Source organism: Pararhizobium capsulatum DSM 1112 (assembly GCF_030814475.1).
Classification (GTDB): Bacteria; Pseudomonadota; Alphaproteobacteria; order Rhizobiales; family Rhizobiaceae; genus Pararhizobium; species Pararhizobium capsulatum.
In genome coordinates this window covers 344,478-361,367 of sequence record NZ_JAUSVF010000002.1, presented here as the reverse complement: position 1 = coordinate 361,367, position 16,890 = coordinate 344,478, and the positions used below count along the sequence as shown (strand labels likewise).

The following is a 16,890-nucleotide window of genomic DNA, read 5'->3' as shown; positions in this document are numbered from 1 at the left end:
GGCTGAGTTTCAGAAAAACCCGAAGGGAGCAAGCAAGGCCGCTTTGTGTAGAACCTTCCTGGAGTCCGGCGACCCATATTTTCGCAAGGATCTGGAGACTGAAATCCTTCGCCGTCGTTTGAACCCTTACGATTGCCCCGCCACGGCGCAGCAGCAAAATCAGGCTGCGGCAGCGATTGTCGCTGTCGCGCTCATAGGAACTGCTATCGCTGTCTGTGCCAACAATAACTGCGGGGGCTCGTCCTACCCCGTCAGGGCAATACGACGCTGCCGGGCGAATTTGTGGCGGACGAAGCACGTATTCGCGTCCGGGTGGGTATTGATCCGGAAACATCACCCAACAGTTGACTCTGCGGGGAAGTCTATCGATCCTCCGATTATGAACCACACCACCGATTTCATTGCTGAGTTGATCAGAGCCGCGAACGGGGTCGGGAAGCTCGGAGACTCCGAGAAGCATCGGCTGTTGGAGCACGCAGTAACGATGATCCAGGACATGCGCAGACAGAACGTCATTCCCATATTTGAAACGCTCACGGACCCGCTGATCCCCCTTCGCATTACCGCTGCCATAATCCACCGGCGGTCGAATGATGAAGTGAAGGCGGCCCTTCTGGAAGCCGCCGACATGATCCGCACACTCAAGATCGAGCTGGGTGGGTAGGATGAGGTCTTGAAGGGGGAATGAAGTTGATGGCCACCAACCGCCGGGATTGGACGACGCATTGAGCTACATTGCCCCGCCAGCCGCCCACGCACCGCCAGCCTCCTTATCCCTTGACGAGAAGATTAAAAATTCAATTGGCGGCGTTGTTGCTCAATGGGCAATTTGCGAAAGCTTCACTTGGGGCATATTCCCGTCTTTCACGGTGCAACCGGAGTGCGAAGTTTCGGCAGTATTGTGAGTTTCTACCAGAGCCACATCCCAAAGAATGGATTTTGTTCGCAAACTCGCGCGCGCCCACGGTCTAAACCAGGAATTGACAGGAGAATTGGACCTTCTGCCTTCAAAAGCCTTTGCAACATCCGACTTCCGGCAAACGGGTGGTCGAGATGTAGTTCATCGATCCGGCGCATCAAAGCCAGATCGCTGTCCGATACAGGACGCGGAGAATGATAGACGCTGCCACGGCTGAAGCCGAGAAGCTTCGCCTGACGCATGACCGACAGTTTGTGCTCGCGGTCGATCATTTCTTTCCGCCCAGCAATCCCGCCTTGCCGAGCGCACCGGATAAAAAATCGTTCTCCAGTGTCAGTTCGCCGATCTTAGCGTGCAGCGTTTTGACATCGACTGTGGGTGCCGCTGGTTCCGCCTTGGCTTCATCGCCGAAAACGCCTGTCGCCCCCTCAAGGAGTTGGTCTTTCCACTGCTTGATCTGGTTGGCATGGACGTCAAACTGCTGGGACAACTCCACCAGCGTCTGTTCGCCCCTGATCGCGGCAAGCGCCACTTTCGCCTTGAAAGCCGGGCTGTGGTTCCGGCGCGGTCGTCTCGTCATGGTCTCTCCAATGAAAGAACTCAAGCCATGCTTGGGAAGACGGTGCTCATTTCTCCTGTACATATTTGGCACTGAGAGCGGCGATGCAAAGTGCAAGCGCGGGAGTAGCGCCCATAACGGTACGGCCCTGATTGATTTTTGCTGTTGCGAATGATGTCCCCCACGTGAACCCGGCGGAGCATCTAGGCACTATCGTTGCCGCGAGCTTACGAGCGACGTCAATATTCTCTGTGTATTTCGGTATCTGAACTGTGCCGTTTCGCTTTGGGTGGAACCAAAGTTTTTTCGTCTGATCCTTGCCGGCGCCGGTCTTTACCGTCACCGCCCTGCGTTCATAACCCAACATCGTCGCTATCTCTACGTCAAGCTTTCTATCCGGCCCGTCGGCGTGTTGAAGCTCTACAATCAGCTCAGAAATTGACATTGAGATCGTTTCGTTGCTCCGCAAATTAGCCTCGCTATATCCCCAGAAGCCAGTTCTACACAAGAACCTTCTGTCATAAACTGACATATCCATGCATCTATCGAAACGCGAGGCTGCGTTGCCGACAGAGCGGGAATGACCTGGCGAGCCTGCACGCACACCACCTCAAAGCCTGCTTCGTCCAATCCGTAGCTCAGATGCTGGGTAAGAGTACTCGCCAGCTCGGGCGCTACCGAGCCAATCATGGTCAGCCGTGCGCCAGCAATCTCGATCTCAATCCGACCTGCGGCGAAATGGGCGGCATCCGACAACAAGCTCTCGGGCGACGTTCGATCGTCTACCACGGTCACCGGCACGAATATCGCCTGTTGCGCGAAGGCCTTGGCCAAGCGCCGAGCAACAGCCGAGACGTTCACATAAGGTTCCGCGCTTTCCGCAAGGATGCGCGCCTTCTCCTCGTCAGTCCAATTCCGCCGATGGCGACGACCGGTGATCACCTTGATGACTTCGGCGTTGGTAATATTCTTGACGCTCTGGACGGGCAGTTTGAGCGTACGCCTGTATTCGTCATAGACCCGTCGCGTGATGCCCTTGGTGGTCTCGCCACCAGCGTCGTCAGGGTCATTGACATACCTCCCCTCATGCACAAGCACCTTCGCGAAGGCGCGATCAAATTCGCTCATGTTTTAATCCTCGTGATTTTGAAACGAAACTTCCGTTGATGCGGGGCGGTGAGCAGTCTAAGACATGCCACTCAGTTGACCGGAGATGCCCCGTGTACCAAATACGCCAAAATATCCGCGTGGTTGCAGCGCTCGTCATTCGAGAAACGGCCGCACGGTACGGTAATAAGCCGGGCGGTTATATCTGGGCCATAATTGACCCGCTGGCCCATGTTATGCTCATGACTGTTCTATGGCAGGCAATCGCTCGATCGCCATTAATCGGTACAGATTTTGCTCTGTTTTTTGCATCTGGCTATCTGCCTTTTGCCGCTTACCAAGGCATGACCTCATTTATCTCTGGTGCCATAAAGGCAAACAGAAGCCTGTTTTCATACCCCGTTGTGGCGCCAATCGACGCGGTTTGCAGCCGCTATATTCTTCAGCTCCTCACATCAGTGCTGGTGACCATCATCATCTTTGTGATTTGCACATCGGAGCCTGCGCAATTCGGCTCAATCAAAATGGGCAGCGTCGTGGTAGCCTTCATGCTTGCGACCTTGCTGGGATTAGGCGTCGGCATGGCCAATATAGCCTTGTTCAATAAGTTCCCGGTCTACGAGAAGATCTTCAGTCTGATAAATCGGCCGCTGTTCCTGCTCTCAGGCGTTTTTCACCTTCCAGATTCATTGCCCCGCGAAGCTCATGACTTCCTGATGTGGAACCCTTTGGTGCACATCATCATGTGGTTCAGGACCGGGATTTACTCGGAATACAGGGCCGATGGACTCGATGTGTTATACGTTCTGGAATGGACTTTTCTCTCAATCCTTGTTGGTCTTACACTGTTCACGATGTCGCGGACACTTCGTGAAGATCGAAATTGATTCAGTGCCCTTGGCAACAAGGGGGCTATAGGAGGGAGCGCATGTTGCGAACAAAGATGATCTATCACCTTGCGATATCCGTAATCATTACGTCCTTCCTTCCGAGCGCGGCGAATGCGGCCTCCTGTGATCGCGCTACAGTTGACACCGCAACAAAGCCAATAGCTGAACAATCAGCCTCACGTATGGATAAAGCGCAAAAGATGGTGGCCTACCAGGGTCAGCCAGACATTTTGCTCATAGGCGATTCGATAGCTGCCCGGTGGAAAAAAGACCAAGGGCGGGACTTTGACGGTTTGTCAGTCGCTAACATGGGTCTCGGGGGAGAGCGGATTCAGGAACTTCGGTGGCGCCTCAAGCATCTGGCCCCCAAAGTCGATCCGAAACGCGTCCTACTCATTATTGGAACGAACAATCTGCGCGTAAAGTCCATCGCAACTTGCGCCGTCTTTGCAGGGATTTACGCTGCGGTAAACGATGTAAAAGCGCTGTGGCCGGATGCTAAACTCTTCGTCATGCCGATATTGCCGCGCGGCAAAGGCTTCAGATACCGCCAGCAAGACCGCATGGAGATCAACCAAAACCTCTCCACCCTCAATAACGTGACCTTTGTAAAAGTTGATGAGGATGCGTTGACGTGTGGATGGGCGAAGGCATGCCAGAACTATTTGACTGACAACGTCCACCTGGCAGGAAGCGGATATGCGATACTTCGCGATGGGCTAGATCGCAGCGGCTTCTAGAGCATCGCGAAGTATCGCCACTTGGTCGTCCATATAGTTACGAACCTTCTTGAGATACGATTTCCAGAACCGGTCGTCCATATGGATAAAGTCGCCGTCCCTTCTATTGAACTTCTTCTTGGTGACCATCTTGGTGTTGAGGGTGGTTTCCGGCTGAGAGACAAATCCAATTTCTCTTGCTGCGCAGAACTCCGCTGCCTTTTCCAGAAATCGCACCTTCGCCCTGACAGGAACCTGGGTGAGTTCCAGCATATTCGAAAGCGGGTCACAGACCAGAACGCATTTGCCGGGTGCCAGGCGAGGAAAGACTTCAAGAGCCTCGTTGTAGATTCTGCTCGGCGAATTAATCAGGAAATCGTGTTTCCGAAACATCTCGTCAAGCACTGCATCCGATAGCGGTGCCCGCCCTTTCATGAAGCGCTGGGGCTGAATCCAATGCCCGATGAACACAATGCGATCGTAGTTTGCTAAGTCATGGAATACTGACGGACTACGGCCATTACCGCCGACTATCGAACCTTCGACCGAGTAGCGGCCACCCTCGCGCGACCAACGAAGATTGGTTGGTCCTGCCGTTATATAGAACGTGTTCTCGACATCCGGGAATATCGCCTCGATGGCACGCTTTGCGTTGCCTAAATGCGATCCGCCGCACCATAATATCTTCTTCATCGGCCAAACGCTTCTAAAAGGGCCTCTTCACACTGTACGTCCTCATTCGCTTCATCGCCCGCACTTTCTTCATTTGGCGCATCCTTGGATGGTGCGACCGGAGGATGCTCTGAGAAGAAGTGCCCCATGACGAACTCGACTGTTTCGTCGCGAACGCTTCGAAGATTGTCTGCAAACGCTGTTGAATGCAGTCGTGGATTGGTAACGATCTCGTACGATGGGAAATAGTCGATATGCTCATGTCGAGCTGACAGCGTGCCAGCAACGGACCGAAGGACCGACTTCGAATAACTAGTTGCTACCAGCACGTGGTTGCCGGTAGCTGTTGCCGTCAGCGGGACGGGAGAAACAGTCAAGATGACTTTGAACGGGCGACCGCCTCGTATCCGCGTAATGATTTCCTGGCACTGTTCGAAAGCCTCAAGCACGTCGTCGTAATTCTCGTTCTGGAAGACAAAGTCGTCGGCGGAGAATGTCCCGGCGATCGTTCCCGGTGCAGTCGGGTAGACTGTGCCTGTCGATCGATGCAGCCATGTTTCAGTGAGGCCAAGGGTGAAGATAAAGATGTCGAGTTGCTTGAACAGTTTTTCGACCATCTTGATGTGATGGCGACGATGCAGCGTGACCTCGCTGGGGCTCTGAAGCCCTTTCGGCTCCACCGCTGGTCGCATGGCGTCTACGAACCTGTCGCCTTTCTGCCAAGCGACGTTCTCCGGGATGAACTCCCCCGCGACCTCACGAACGAGTTGTAACAACTGTCGGGTGGTATAAATGTTGCCGTATCGAGCGCTGTAGGTGCCGTAGCCAAACTCCAGATGCTTCTCTCTCGGCAGCCCGGGAGGGGCCGGCTCCACATCGAGAACACGATACCCATTCTTCTTCAGATGTCGCGAAATATGCTGGGCAAAGCATGACCCGGCAGTTGCAATGCGAGCGGTCCGGTCGATCGCAAACTTCTTACGATAGATCCCGTCCATTCTATACGGATTAGCGCTGACGACGCCGTTCTTCCAAAAAGCGGTTGATGGCAACGTTTCGTAGGGATTCATGCGTTAGCTCTTCACACTAAGACTGCGGGTTACTTATGAATATTCAGACCAAAGATATCAGTCAATAGAACCAGTAGGTCTAAACAGGGCAATCGCTTTTCACTCAAAAATCTGAAAAAAGAGCCCGGACGCTTTAAATCTTCACGTAGAAGACAGGCGTTATTGAACCATTCAGGATCGTGCCAGAACCGTAGATGCGGATAGCATTGAGCTGCGAAGTGAGCGTTTTTGTGCCAGCCGACAACCGTTGGCAACCTGGCCCCGAGTGGTCAAAAGGACGCCGGTTTGAACCCATCTGTTTGCGGCGAAATCACAACAGACCAGGCGGGATTCACCGTAAAAGTCCTGTGTTACGGTATCGTGCCCCCCGATGGTAAAGTATGTCCCGCTCTCGGAAACCCCTTGCCCTGTGCTGGTCATCCTCGAATGACCCGCACGGTACCCGGACGTGGCGAAACCACTGCTGTCAGATAGTCTTACGCCCCAAGCGGCATCAACGGTTGCCATAATCGATTGGCACATCAGAATTATTTCAACACAGTTCGCCGGAAAATTGAAATCAATCCCCGTCGCGAGATCAACATCATCAATGTTGATTGCGTTCCCTTGAGCACGTTTGGTTATGTCCGCGCCTGCCTGGAGAGATGAATTGATAGTGTCCAGCGGACCTTCGCATGGCTTGGTCGATGCCGCAGGCTGGCCAAGGACTTCGAAAAATCCATCGCTTCAGCAGACGCGTGGATCACAATCACCCACATCCGCATGCTCACAAGACGCCTTGCAGGATATGGATATCGTTGAGGGCTTTTCGAGTCCGACTTTAAGGGGTTCGCTCAGTCGGTCTTCGCCAACGTCTGCAACGAAGTACCATGTGCGGCTTGTGTAAGGCGACCGCCGAAGGGCGCCCGACGCACGTTTGCGAATAACGTTGTCAGGTTCATGGAGTGTCCTTTGTGGGATTTTAGATTGTCGTGAAATACACCGGCACGACCGAACCTGCGGTCAGTGTGCCTGACCCATAGATAAGAAGCTTTGTGACTCCGCTCGATAGGCTTTTCGTGCCGGAGGGAAGCCGGGTTATCCTGTCGCCTGTGTATTCCGACACGGTTCCGACTTCGACCCAACGATTTATCAACTCATTCGTAGTCGCGAATTTCACCGCACCTTCTGAAGTTGGGTGAGCTTTGGCATGAAGGTCAAAAACTCGCCGTGCGGCTGGTTGGTCGAAATGGAAGACGCCGCTTCGATCAAGGTTCGAAAGATCGCCTCGTTGCGGCCTGCCTTGAACCCGGCGCATCGGTATCGAAACTTGCGCGAGAACACGGGGTCAACGCGAACCTCGTTTGGAAGTGGATCAGGAAACACACCCAGGCACATCCGTTATCGCCGTCTTCGGCATCTGCGTTTATTCCAGTCCAGATCACGGCTTCGAGCAACAAGATCGACATCGAGATGCCTGCCGCGGATCGCGAAGAGCGATTGCCGACGGCGGAGAGGGGCGGCCCGCTGACCTCTCCAGCGAAGGTGAGCGCGTCACTGCCCAATGGTGTGAGACTGACGCTGGAGTGCAATGATCTCAGCGGATTGACGGCGATAATCGGAGCGTTGGGTCATGTTCAGACTGGGCGCTGATCTCAAGGTCTACCTGCATCGCGAACCGATTGATTTCCGCGCGGGCATCAACAGCCTCGCGGTCCTGGTCCAGGAGACGATGGCGCTGGACCCGTTTGCTCCTGCGGTTTTTGCCTTCTGCAATCGTCGGCGTGACCGGGTAAAGTTGCTGTTCTTCGATCGCTCGGGCTTTGTGCTGATCCTGAAGCGGTTGACGGAAGACAAGTTCCGATGGCCGCGCCGAGAGGTGCCGGTGGTTACACTGACGACCGAGCAACTGCACTGGATTCTCGACGGGATCGATATTGATGCGATGGTGCGCCATCCCGTGCGGCAATATCAGATCGCCGGCTGAGGTAGCGTATTGATCGGTTGACGCGGCGACGCGGCTCAGATTCAAGACTGGGATGACCCGAACCGGCGAACCTGATGTTGCAGAGCTGATGGCGCAATTGGCGGCAAGTGCCGCCGAAATCGCTGCGCTCAAAGCGGAGAAGGAAGCGCTGTCACGGCGGGTCGTCAAGCTGGAAGAAGAACTGGCGCTCGCAAGGCTGCATCGCTTTGCACCCCGCAGCGAAAAGCACATCGATCGCATCTTCAACGAGGCCGAAGAGGCTGCAGGCGATCGTGACGACGGTCATGTCGTCGATCTGCCGGATACAGGCCTGCCGGTGTTCGATGGCGCGGCGGGAAAGAAGCGTGGACGCAGACCCTTGCCGGAAGACCTGCCGCGCGAGCGTGTCGAATATGACCTTCCCGACGATCAGAAAGCGTGCCCTTGCTGTGACAGTCAAATGCATCGCATGGGCGAGGCCGTTACCGAGCAGCTCCATATCGAGGTCAAGGCAAAGGTCCTGCAGAATATCTCTTCTCCTCCTGAAGGGCTCCCAGACATCCGATATGAGCGCCTAAGTCTCGATAGCTTCAAGGTTGACAACAAGCCCGGGTTTGACATCAGAGACTGTTGGGTATGGTGTCCGGTCGGGTCTGCGCTGCAATAGAAATCTATAGTCACTTTTGCTTTCGGAAAAGCTGCAAAGAATTGTGAGTTCTTTTTCTTCCAGATCCCCTAGCCTGGGTCTAATACGGCCTCTCGCTGATCATAACCCATTAGCCCATTCTCTGCGTCCGATGGACATGTTGCGCCAGCGTTGGCTTTCGAGCTTTCGCCAAGGATCGCAGCAATGTGCGACGATATCGTCGTAGACCGTAAGACTGGGAGAAATCAATTGCCTCCGCTGAGGCGTGGATGCTTATCGCCCACATCCGGATGCTCAGTCGAAGGCTCGCACGGTACTATGTCTGCAATGACTGACAAGTTGAGACCGGCTTTGGGAGCGCAAAAGAAAGCCTCGACTGAACAGGATCATCGCGGACAGCGCCACTTCCGAGAAGTCGTGCCAACCATAATACAGTTGCTGGCAGACCGGGTGCGGGTCAGGCTGTCACTCAGTTGTCGCACAGCCTCCGTACCCTTTGCGCGAAAGAACAGGCGCATCGGAGCTATTTCAGGTGATACGGTACATTGAGAACTCGATTAGGAATGGTCGTCATATCGATTCTATAGATAGATTTCTCACGGTGGCAACTACAGTGCTGGATGCCGTGCCGCATCGCCGCTGCCGTCAACTCGTTCTTGACGGCCGTATTCTTATCGCTCAAAAAAAGCGAGACTTGCGATCGACCGAGGAATTAATACTGCGCTATCTTCAGCAGCACTCGCCTCCGTTCGACATGGTACAGAGTTATATCTCCGGTATTGTCAACGCGGGTCATCTGAAGCGATCAGCAGAAATTGCCGCCTCGCCGCAACTTACGGGTGATCTTAGAGCACTCGTCGATGCTGCAATTCACAAAGCTAACGGCGATTTCGACGCAGCATTGGCAGCACTCGACGTAGATTCCCCCCGTTTTCAGGTGAGGAAACAGATCGCGTTGGAAAAGCGCGGTATCTTTCATAGGATGCAGGATCACGAATCGATAGCAACGGTAGTCACGGATTTTCTTCTTCGGGAGCCAAAGCCTATCCTCATCCCTTTTGCCGTTAGCGCCGCCGGGTCGGCTGAGACCGCGCACCGTGATGATCTCTTTGCCGTAGCGATTGCACGCATTATCGACGATATCGAAAGAATTTTGCGCAAACGCAAGCTTATAAAAAGGCATTGGCGCGACGCGGTTTCGGGTTGCCTGACGATTTTTGATTTGGATGGCGCCATTCGAGTTACACGCCACGCAGCTGCCTTGGGCTTTAAGGTAGATACCGTTCTCAAGGAGATCCTTGAAACACGCGCCGACTTCGAACCAATCATGCATGTGATCGATGCGGCACGTCAGGACATGTACGAACGCGCAGGCAAGCGGAAAAAGCGCCCGCAATTCGGTCAGGTCATTGTTACAGTGCCCGCCGCTTCAACGCGGACAAATAAGCTGGATTATCCAGGCTTTCGGGGAGATATCCGCTTTGCTTTGAAGTCCATCGTCAAAACGCTGGAGGAAGCGGGTGTCGGCTACATCGTTAAAAGCCGTGTCCGTACCCATGGAAGCCTGAACTACGATAAGCCCTTCTTCTCTTATCATACGATTTCGGACGGCCGGTTGGGCCTGCACTATAAGGAAACCGATCGCCGGTCCCTCTTCAGCTTCGATGCGAAAGGATACGCGGGATGGTCACTCTTTGCTGAAACGAAGTACGATCAATTGTCGCTCGGGCAAATTGAACAGTCCGAAGCCGATCAATTCTTTAATTTTGATCGCCAGAGGGTCATTGGATCGCGCGTTTCCAAATATACGCAGGTGGATGCACAGGAAGAATTGCCCGAGGATTTCGTCTTCGTCGGCCTCCAAGTAATGGGCGATGCTGTGCAGAGCCTCGCGTACACTACCCCTTTCGCCATGCTAGATGAAGTCATAAGAGCATGCGCCGAAAAAAAACTGAAGGTCCTAGTGAAACGCCATCCAGCTTGCCGCTCCGGCGAAATCGGTCATTACCTGCTGGAACAGGAAGGCCGTGGCGCCTTACAGGTGGTGAGCGGAAACATCCACGACCTGATCGCCAAATCCAAGGCGGTCTGCATCATCAATTCGGGCGTCGGCGCAGAAGCGCTGCTGCACGAAAAACCGGTCTATGTCTTCGGCCGCGCCGACTATATGAATGCATGCTTCGCCTGCGAAAAGGAGGGAGATTTCCAGCGGCAATTCGAAGTCGATAGGCTACCAATGTCAAAGGCTGAATTGCATCGATATTGGTACATCTTCAGGAACGAATATGCCTGCGATCTATCCAATCCGGAAGGGGCTGGAGAATGGATAGCAGACCGCGTCCGACAACACCTCACTGAACACGCCATCAAGGGAGATGAGGCGTGCTTTCAATCTCCGCAGCTTGTCGCCTGAAACTCCTGATTTAAGCTCGGCTTTGCACAAATGCGGCGAAGCAAAGAGCCCGGGCTATACGCTGGAGCCCTCCGGGAGGTATTTTCTGCATTTCGGGGTTTGACGAAGAGTGTCGATAACCCGCAAGCTTGCGGTAATCCTACACCGCATGTGGCGCGACGGAACCGAATTCTGCACGGACAAGCCAATGCCAATCCTACGCTGAAAACTCAATCACGTCGTCGTGAGAATGCGGAGAGCGTGTGGGCAAGGATGACTGCGATGGACACCTCGCGAGATCCGATCGCGTTTTAGAGCTGGCAGCATTCAGACCCACCTTCGTATCGCCCAGAATGTGGCACCCGGCGCGGTGACCACGAACAGAAGCGTGATACCCGCTGACGACGACGAAACAAGAAGGAAACCAATTGACCCATTACAGAAGATGTCCAGTTACGTGGCAGCGAGGATAAAACAAAGCAGTTCCTCATAGCGGATGCCATATACACACCCCGCTGCACGCGCCGGCGCTACCAATTTACGACCTGCGGGTGTTATAATTTTGCCGTTCTGGTCATAAACATTATGCCATTCGTCCCATACATCGTACGTGGCTTCCCACTCGTCGTAACAAAAAAATGCGTACTCGTGGGGATTAAGGCCATGATTCCGCATGATTAGATCGACGTGTTGGGCGGCTACGCCATAATGCCAACGTGCATTATCCTCACCCTTCTTTTCGATAGAATCGAGCAACTTGTATTTTCGGATGTTGGCCTTGATCTCCAAGGCCGCCGCCCGTTCCGCCTCTTCAATCACGCCAAAGCGCTCCATTGTCTCGTCGGAAGTGCTTATTGCAGGTGTCTCTGCCGAGATCACCGTCCACCGATGAGTGGCGAGACCGCAGGAAAATGTATTGTTAGCAGACGGATACAGATCCCCATAAGTCACCACAGCACCCGGCCCGGCAAGAAGTCCTCGCGACGAATTGCCAACGTATAGGATTGCTGAATTCGGCTGAGTCGTATTAAGTTCGTTGGTCAGCAAAAGCGCGGCGCTCGTGGCCAAACCCTGGATGTGCTGTAAAGCAATATCCGATCCGTTGAAGCTTAATTTGGCGCCTTGGATCGAAAAATGTTCCCCGCTCGCCAATTTTTCGCCGTTATAGAAATAATGCTCACCGTTTGTTCGAGCCGTGTATGTTGGAACGACCCATCCTGTATTGAGAGGATTGTAGCAGATTGAATAATCACTCCGTGAGGTTGCCATGCCGTTGAAAGAGTTTTCTATATATGGGTAGGTGTATGCGTCTACATCGATAGAAAATTCTTCATCACCGTAAACTCCACCGGTTATATAAGCTGTTACATAGTGGTGGAATAGTACCGTTCCGCGTCTATATTCGGTCGAAGCATTATAATTGCCGTGCGTCGCCGGAGACATAGTTGGAGCCCAAAAGGCTATATTTGTTGGCAACTTTTCAGCGCTCGGGATATTTCCTATGTAGACATAATTGTAGCCCCTCCAACTTACGACGGGCGATCCTTCGACGAACAAATATCGACTGGCGGTTAAAAGCTTATCTTTATGAAAGGCCAAACCTTCGGTTTCATAAAATGCCGGTAGCCAACCGCCTATGCCATTGAGGTAGACGTCTGCATTTTCCGCGCGAATACCGGATGTGCAGACAGACTTTACGAATTCGCCAGTCAGTGTGTAGACGTAGAGCCAAGTCCGGCCAATCACACGGGCACCGCTAAAGGTGACGTAGATGTACTTACCATCAGATGCAATCCCCGCTTGCGCGTAGATTGCATCTGCCAGCTTGTCCGGCACGACAACAAATTTTGCAAACGGACGGACCGTCGTATGGTCAATCGCGCTTTCGATCGCCTCGCGACTATGGACGACAACCCGGTATGTTGTCACGGAGCTACGCCCGGCGGTAATTATACCAAACTCATCGACATCCCGCTGGACGAATAACAGCCATCGACCATCAACCGACATCCCGAAATTGGGATTACCGACCCCTTGGAGATTGCGATAAAATCTTGCGCCCGTCGGCTCGACTTCAGTTGACGCGCCATGCCACGGAAACTTTATATAGCCGTTGGCCTCAGATTCCGGATCGGACGAGCCGGCGGGGGCGCTGCAATGTCCGTAGAGCCATGTCTGGTCATCCTCCGTGAGGAAGGCAATGCCGTCGCCATGCCCGAGACCTTTCAGCGCGACCGTGTAATTTGGAAGCTGCGAGTTGGCGTCGCTGGTGTAATCGATTGTGGAGCGACTTCGGCCGTCGCCGAAGGGAAGTTCCAGTTCGGTGATATCAACGATCGAGTCGTAGGCATACGCGTTTTCAGCAATTCTGTTTTGCTGCGAGCGATAAAGTTTGCCATTGTGAACGGCAATACTTTGCGTCGCGCTGTTATTTCCAGCATTCTTGACTTCGGTTATATATCGTTGAGCGAGCCCTCCACGATCAGCCAGCGCATCGGCAACGACCTGCGACCCGGTAGAAAGATCAACTAACCCAGGCCCTTGCAACAGACGAAGGTCAATGCGCCTTGCGTCGATACGGTATGTGCCGGCCGGCAATATCGCGCGCCCCCCTCGCCTGATTTCCGAAGTGATTGCAGCTGTGTCGATGGTACGATCGCTGCCGTTGGCGCCAAGCAGACGTGGGTTGGAAAACTCCGCGACCGTCTCCCACCACGCGCCATCGGCGCTCTGGTCATGCCAATTCATAACTACGTCAGGCTTGGCGATGCGTACCTTTTCATGCCCACCGCCGTCGCCGGGGGAATTGTATCCGCTCAACCTTATAATCCGTACGTAATCCGGGATGGTTGCACGGCGAAACGCGTGCACGTGTTCAAATACAAAACCCGCGTTTACCGCTGCATGTGTGGCCGCGTAGGTCTCGTCCGTCGTTATCAAGTGGGAGACACCCGAATCTCCGACAATGAGGGCGCTCGCACGCAAAAAAGAACGGCGGTCCATGACAACTCCAATCACGAGAAACCTGTCGGGAATCAGGACTATGTCGTTGTCATCAAGGATAGTGAAGGTCCTGAAATATCAGTGCCCACAATCTTCACGCGCAAGCCTTCCCGTTGCAATGCCAATCAAAGAACTAAAAACATAGCCCGGTGAATACTGCAATCCGCCTTTTCAAAGAAGAGAAATACGAAGACATCGAAGCGATTGCGCACACGTCATCCGACTTCTCCAGACAAAAACCGCATATGACTTGAAGGAGCGAGATTAGCATGATGGTGATCTTCATGCTATCACAACTACGGTGGGGGCCGCTGAGCCAAGTCCAACCGGTGAGCATCCTGGAACCCGAGGAGACAGTGTGACGTCGAGATTGCAGCTACGAGGTCTAATCTGGGACTCCTGTGTAGTCGGGAGAGAGGGGCTTTCTGCTCGTTTTTCGAACGCCGTCGATTTCATATGGCGAAACAGAATGATGCCAAAAAAACCACGCCTCGATCAGAAAGAGCTTGCCGAAGCGTCATAAAACCTTAACAAATGCACCATGAAAGCTAGGCCACCTCCGCATTTCCGATCCTTACTTTGGCAATGTCCTGAATTTCGAACCGGTCTTTGACTTTCTTTCAAATCTGCTGCTTCGGAGACTTGATCTGCGAACTGCATCTCATGTTGTGGTCCACAGTTAACGGCGATTCCTACTATGCAAATACCTCTCCGCTACCTCTCCGCGACGTTAATCAGATTCCCGCGCTCCGCATAACAAGCGAGATGAGCAACAGTCAAGACCACGTATAGCACAGCATTTCGTTAATAAAAACTAGGAGCGTTAATAAATGAATGTCGGAGTCATTTTTGCGGGCGGAGTGGGAATAAGATTTTCCAAGAGTGGCACTCCGAAGCAATTCGTGGAACTCTACGGAAAGCCTATTATCGCATACACTTTGGAGAAATTCTCAAATAACCCGTCCATAGATGAGATCGTTATTCCATGCGTTAGCGGTTGGGAAGACTATCTGCGGAGAGTTATAAACCAGTTCCACATAATTAAACCCTGCCATATCGTGTCAGGGGGCGTCAATACGCACGACTCACGCCTCAATGCGATGCACTATGTTAAGCTGAATCTACCGGATACTCAGATCATAGTGTTTCATGACGCCGTTCGTCCATTGGTCAATCAAGACAATATTACAAACATTGTCTCGGAAGCAAAACTGCATGGCGCGGCCGTCTCGTACTCGCCAATGACGGAAACCCCTGCGGAAACAGTGGATTTCAAACAACTCGCAACGGTTCACAAGCGCAGCAAGCATATCGTTATTAAAGCGCCACAGGGATTCAGCTTCGCAGATGCGTACAAGGCTCACATTGACGGCCGAGAATTATCTGATGATATTCTAATCGACGCTTGCACTCTCATGTCGCACTACGGTCACAAAATTCAACTTGTCGAGTCTACTTTTGATAATATCAAGATTACGACTGCGAAGGACTACTTTATTTTTAAAGCTTTAATTGATGAACGCCACTATGAAGACATTTTTGGCTTAAATTGATGGCGCATAATAGGTTGAAGATGATAAACGGAAAATACCTTGCAGCTAGTTTGCGCATCCGGGCGGCGTTGTTGCGCACGGTCCAGAAAATCGTCGTCGCTTTCGTAAAGATAGACAGAGAAAAAGTAGTATTCGACCATTTTAATGGGCTGGACGTCGGATGCAACCCTGGCTATATAGCAAAAAAACTTTCGGAAAAATATCCGGGCTTGAAGATCACCTGGCTTTTGGCGGAAAAATACACAGGCAGTCACAGTTCATGGCTTACATATGCGAGCACCACCCCTCTAGCTAAGGCTATCGCCATAGCATCGGCAAAGGTCGTGGTGTTCAACACATTGAATTCCATGGCTGACTGGCCAAAGAAGAAGGGCCAGATATGGATTCAAACCGGTCATGGTTCCTTTGGCATCAAAAAAATCGGCATTGACGCGGACGTCAAGCGAAAAGAGCTTATCAAAAGGGAAGTGCGGAAGACGAATATCTTCCTTTCCAACTCCAGGTTCGAAACCGGGGTCTTTATGAGCGGCTTCCTGTTCCGTAGGCGACAAGTAATAGAGCTTGGCCACGCACGAAATGATATTTTTTTCAACCATGCTCAGCAGACCGCAGTACGAGAAGATATTTGTCGCCGCTACAAAATACAAGGCAAGAAGATCGTATTGTTCGCCCCAACTCACAGCAAAGGCGACGTTGCATTCATTAAAAAAATCAATGTGGGCGGCCTCCTTACAGCATTGCAGGCCAGGTTCGGGGGGGAATGGATTTTTGGACTGCGTCTGCATCCGCGAACGCGCAACAAAATGGAAAAACGCAAGCTTTCACTTAGCAATTTGAAAGGGCCGCAGATCGTGGACCTCTCGTCCCATTCGGACATGCAGGAGTTGCTGGTTTCGTCCGAGGCTGTCATCACTGATTATTCAAGTGGTATTTTCGATTTTCTGCTGACAAGAAGGCCATGTTTTTTCCATTTGGAGAAACAAACGCAAATTGCCTTGCGTAGGTCGATTTATTTCGACTTTAACACCACGCCAATTCCTGTTTCTTCTAACTTTGACGAACTAATTCAAAATATTGAATTATTCGATATGGATCGCTTCACTCACGGAGTCGCTGCGTTCCTAGAGCAGGCCGGTTCTGTTGAAAATGGTGATGCCGCCGAAAAGGCGGCTGACCTTATCAAAAAAGCAACGCAGGGAGTGAGCGTTACGGAGCTGCGTTCCATTTATATGGGCGAGGAGGGTCCCGAATCTCAGCCCGATATGCCTTCGTCATTCGCGCAAGAGGGAAACCCCAGAGCTCCATTGCAAAGCAGCAGATGACATATGCCGTGGGAAAGTGACGTGCTTTGGGAGCAATTGAAACCAATCTTGGTTGACCGACATGACCACATTGTGGTTTTCGTAGTACATGCT

At 52.6% G+C, this 16,890-nt stretch carries 13 protein-coding genes and 4 pseudogenes; 11 read left to right on the top strand and 6 right to left on the bottom strand.

Features of this window, described 5'->3' with window-relative positions; all coding sequences use genetic code 11:
* The first annotated feature begins 379 nt into the window (after positions 1 to 379).
* A complete protein-coding gene (locus QO002_RS22095) occupies positions 380 to 664 on the top strand; it encodes a hypothetical protein (protein ID WP_307233863.1) in 285 nt (94 codons plus the stop codon).
* Between the two features lie 332 nt (positions 665 to 996).
* Here the strand turns inward: QO002_RS22095 and QO002_RS22090 are convergent.
* The 3 genes and pseudogenes from QO002_RS22090 to QO002_RS22080 form a co-directional block, all read right to left on the bottom strand.
* A pseudogene (locus QO002_RS22090) lies at positions 997 to 1,499 on the bottom strand (transposase); the annotation flags it as partial.
* A 46-nt stretch (positions 1,500 to 1,545) separates the two neighbouring features.
* Positions 1,546 to 1,923 (bottom strand): hypothetical protein, encoded by a 378-nt coding sequence (locus tag QO002_RS22085; RefSeq protein ID WP_307233862.1) that lies wholly within the window; start codon positions 1,921 to 1,923, stop codon positions 1,546 to 1,548.
* Positions 1,905 to 2,606: a glycosyl hydrolase 108 family protein gene (locus QO002_RS22080; protein WP_307233861.1), complete on the bottom strand. Its 702-nt coding sequence runs from the start codon at positions 2,604 to 2,606 to the stop codon at positions 1,905 to 1,907. Before QO002_RS22080 ends, QO002_RS22085 begins: the two co-directional genes overlap by 19 nt.
* Positions 2,607 to 2,698: 92 nt before the next feature.
* Between QO002_RS22080 and QO002_RS22075 the strand changes: the two genes are divergently transcribed.
* On the top strand, positions 2,699 to 3,472 hold the full coding sequence (locus tag QO002_RS22075; protein WP_307233860.1) for an ABC transporter permease: 774 nt from the start codon (positions 2,699 to 2,701) through the stop codon (positions 3,470 to 3,472).
* Positions 3,473 to 3,513: 41 nt separating this feature from the next.
* Positions 3,514 to 4,215 carry a GDSL-type esterase/lipase family protein gene (locus tag QO002_RS22070; protein WP_307233859.1) on the top strand — a complete coding sequence of 234 codons (702 nt, stop codon included), beginning with the start codon at positions 3,514 to 3,516 and terminating at the stop codon, positions 4,213 to 4,215.
* On the opposite strand, the gene QO002_RS22065 is transcribed toward QO002_RS22070, so the two are convergent.
* On the bottom strand, positions 4,195 to 4,887 hold the full coding sequence (locus tag QO002_RS22065) for a hypothetical protein (RefSeq protein WP_307233858.1): 693 nt from the start codon (positions 4,885 to 4,887) through the stop codon (positions 4,195 to 4,197). The two genes, QO002_RS22070 and QO002_RS22065, sit on opposite strands and share 21 nt — an antisense overlap.
* The gene (locus QO002_RS22060; protein ID WP_307233857.1) at positions 4,884 to 5,936 is read right to left on the bottom strand and encodes a GSCFA domain-containing protein; all 1,053 of its coding nucleotides are present in this window, start codon (positions 5,934 to 5,936) and stop codon (positions 4,884 to 4,886) included. Before QO002_RS22060 ends, QO002_RS22065 begins: the two co-directional genes overlap by 4 nt.
* A 657-nt stretch (positions 5,937 to 6,593) precedes the next feature.
* On the opposite strand from QO002_RS22060, the pseudogene QO002_RS22055 reads away from it, so the two are divergent.
* From QO002_RS22055 to QO002_RS22030, 6 genes and pseudogenes are all read left to right on the top strand, one after another.
* Positions 6,594 to 6,737: pseudogene (locus tag QO002_RS22055) on the top strand (IS5/IS1182 family transposase); the annotation flags it as partial.
* Between the two features lie 372 nt (positions 6,738 to 7,109).
* On the top strand, positions 7,110 to 7,568 hold the full coding sequence (gene tnpA, locus QO002_RS22050; protein WP_307233856.1) for an IS66-like element accessory protein TnpA: 459 nt from the start codon (positions 7,110 to 7,112) through the stop codon (positions 7,566 to 7,568).
* Complete coding sequence (gene tnpB / locus QO002_RS22045) at positions 7,549 to 7,902, top strand: IS66 family insertion sequence element accessory protein TnpB (RefSeq protein WP_307233855.1); 354 nt, start codon at positions 7,549 to 7,551, stop codon at positions 7,900 to 7,902. Before tnpA ends, tnpB begins: the two co-directional genes overlap by 20 nt.
* A 52-nt stretch (positions 7,903 to 7,954) precedes the next feature.
* Positions 7,955 to 8,413: pseudogene (locus tag QO002_RS22040) on the top strand (IS66 family transposase); the annotation flags it as partial.
* Positions 8,414 to 8,760: 347 nt separating this feature from the next.
* Positions 8,761 to 8,862: pseudogene (locus tag QO002_RS22035) on the top strand (IS5/IS1182 family transposase); the annotation flags it as partial.
* A 278-nt stretch (positions 8,863 to 9,140) separates the two neighbouring features.
* The gene (locus QO002_RS22030; protein WP_307233854.1) at positions 9,141 to 10,940 is read left to right on the top strand and encodes a capsular polysaccharide export protein, LipB/KpsS family; all 1,800 of its coding nucleotides are present in this window, start codon (positions 9,141 to 9,143) and stop codon (positions 10,938 to 10,940) included.
* Between the two features lie 432 nt (positions 10,941 to 11,372).
* Here the strand turns inward: QO002_RS22030 and QO002_RS22025 are convergent, their stop codons facing one another.
* Complete coding sequence (locus tag QO002_RS22025; protein WP_307233853.1) at positions 11,373 to 13,922, bottom strand: tail fiber domain-containing protein; 2,550 nt, start codon at positions 13,920 to 13,922, stop codon at positions 11,373 to 11,375.
* An 830-nt stretch (positions 13,923 to 14,752) separates the two neighbouring features.
* Between QO002_RS22025 and QO002_RS22020 the strand changes: the two genes are divergently transcribed.
* Positions 14,753 to 15,475 (top strand): IspD/TarI family cytidylyltransferase, encoded by a 723-nt coding sequence (locus QO002_RS22020; protein WP_307233852.1) that lies wholly within the window; start codon positions 14,753 to 14,755, stop codon positions 15,473 to 15,475.
* 20 nt (positions 15,476 to 15,495) lie between these two features.
* Positions 15,496 to 16,797, top strand: coding sequence for a CDP-glycerol glycerophosphotransferase family protein (locus QO002_RS22015; protein WP_307235010.1), 1,302 nt, complete (start codon positions 15,496 to 15,498; stop codon positions 16,795 to 16,797).
* Positions 16,798 to 16,890 lie beyond the last annotated feature (93 nt).

What these genes read in the sequence shown, in the direction of transcription:
- QO002_RS22080 (WP_307233861.1), bottom strand. Translation starts at nt 2,606, where the DNA reads ATGAGCGAATTTGATCGCGCCTTCGCGAAGGTGCTTGTGCATGAGGGG.
- QO002_RS22095 (WP_307233863.1), top strand. Translation starts at nt 380, where the DNA reads ATGAACCACACCACCGATTTCATTGCTGAGTTGATCAGAGCCGCGAAC.
- QO002_RS22060 (WP_307233857.1), bottom strand. Translation starts at nt 5,936, where the DNA reads ATGAATCCCTACGAAACGTTGCCATCAACCGCTTTTTGGAAGAACGGC.
- QO002_RS22020 (WP_307233852.1), top strand. Translation starts at nt 14,753, where the DNA reads ATGAATGTCGGAGTCATTTTTGCGGGCGGAGTGGGAATAAGATTTTCC.
- QO002_RS22015 (WP_307235010.1), top strand. Translation starts at nt 15,496, where the DNA reads ATGATAAACGGAAAATACCTTGCAGCTAGTTTGCGCATCCGGGCGGCG.
- QO002_RS22070 (WP_307233859.1), top strand. Translation starts at nt 3,514, where the DNA reads ATGTTGCGAACAAAGATGATCTATCACCTTGCGATATCCGTAATCATT.
- QO002_RS22025 (WP_307233853.1), bottom strand. Translation starts at nt 13,922, where the DNA reads ATGGACCGCCGTTCTTTTTTGCGTGCGAGCGCCCTCATTGTCGGAGAT.
- tnpB (WP_307233855.1), top strand. Translation starts at nt 7,549, where the DNA reads ATGTTCAGACTGGGCGCTGATCTCAAGGTCTACCTGCATCGCGAACCG.
- QO002_RS22085 (WP_307233862.1), bottom strand. Translation starts at nt 1,923, where the DNA reads ATGTCAATTTCTGAGCTGATTGTAGAGCTTCAACACGCCGACGGGCCG.
- QO002_RS22065 (WP_307233858.1), bottom strand. Translation starts at nt 4,887, where the DNA reads ATGAAGAAGATATTATGGTGCGGCGGATCGCATTTAGGCAACGCAAAG.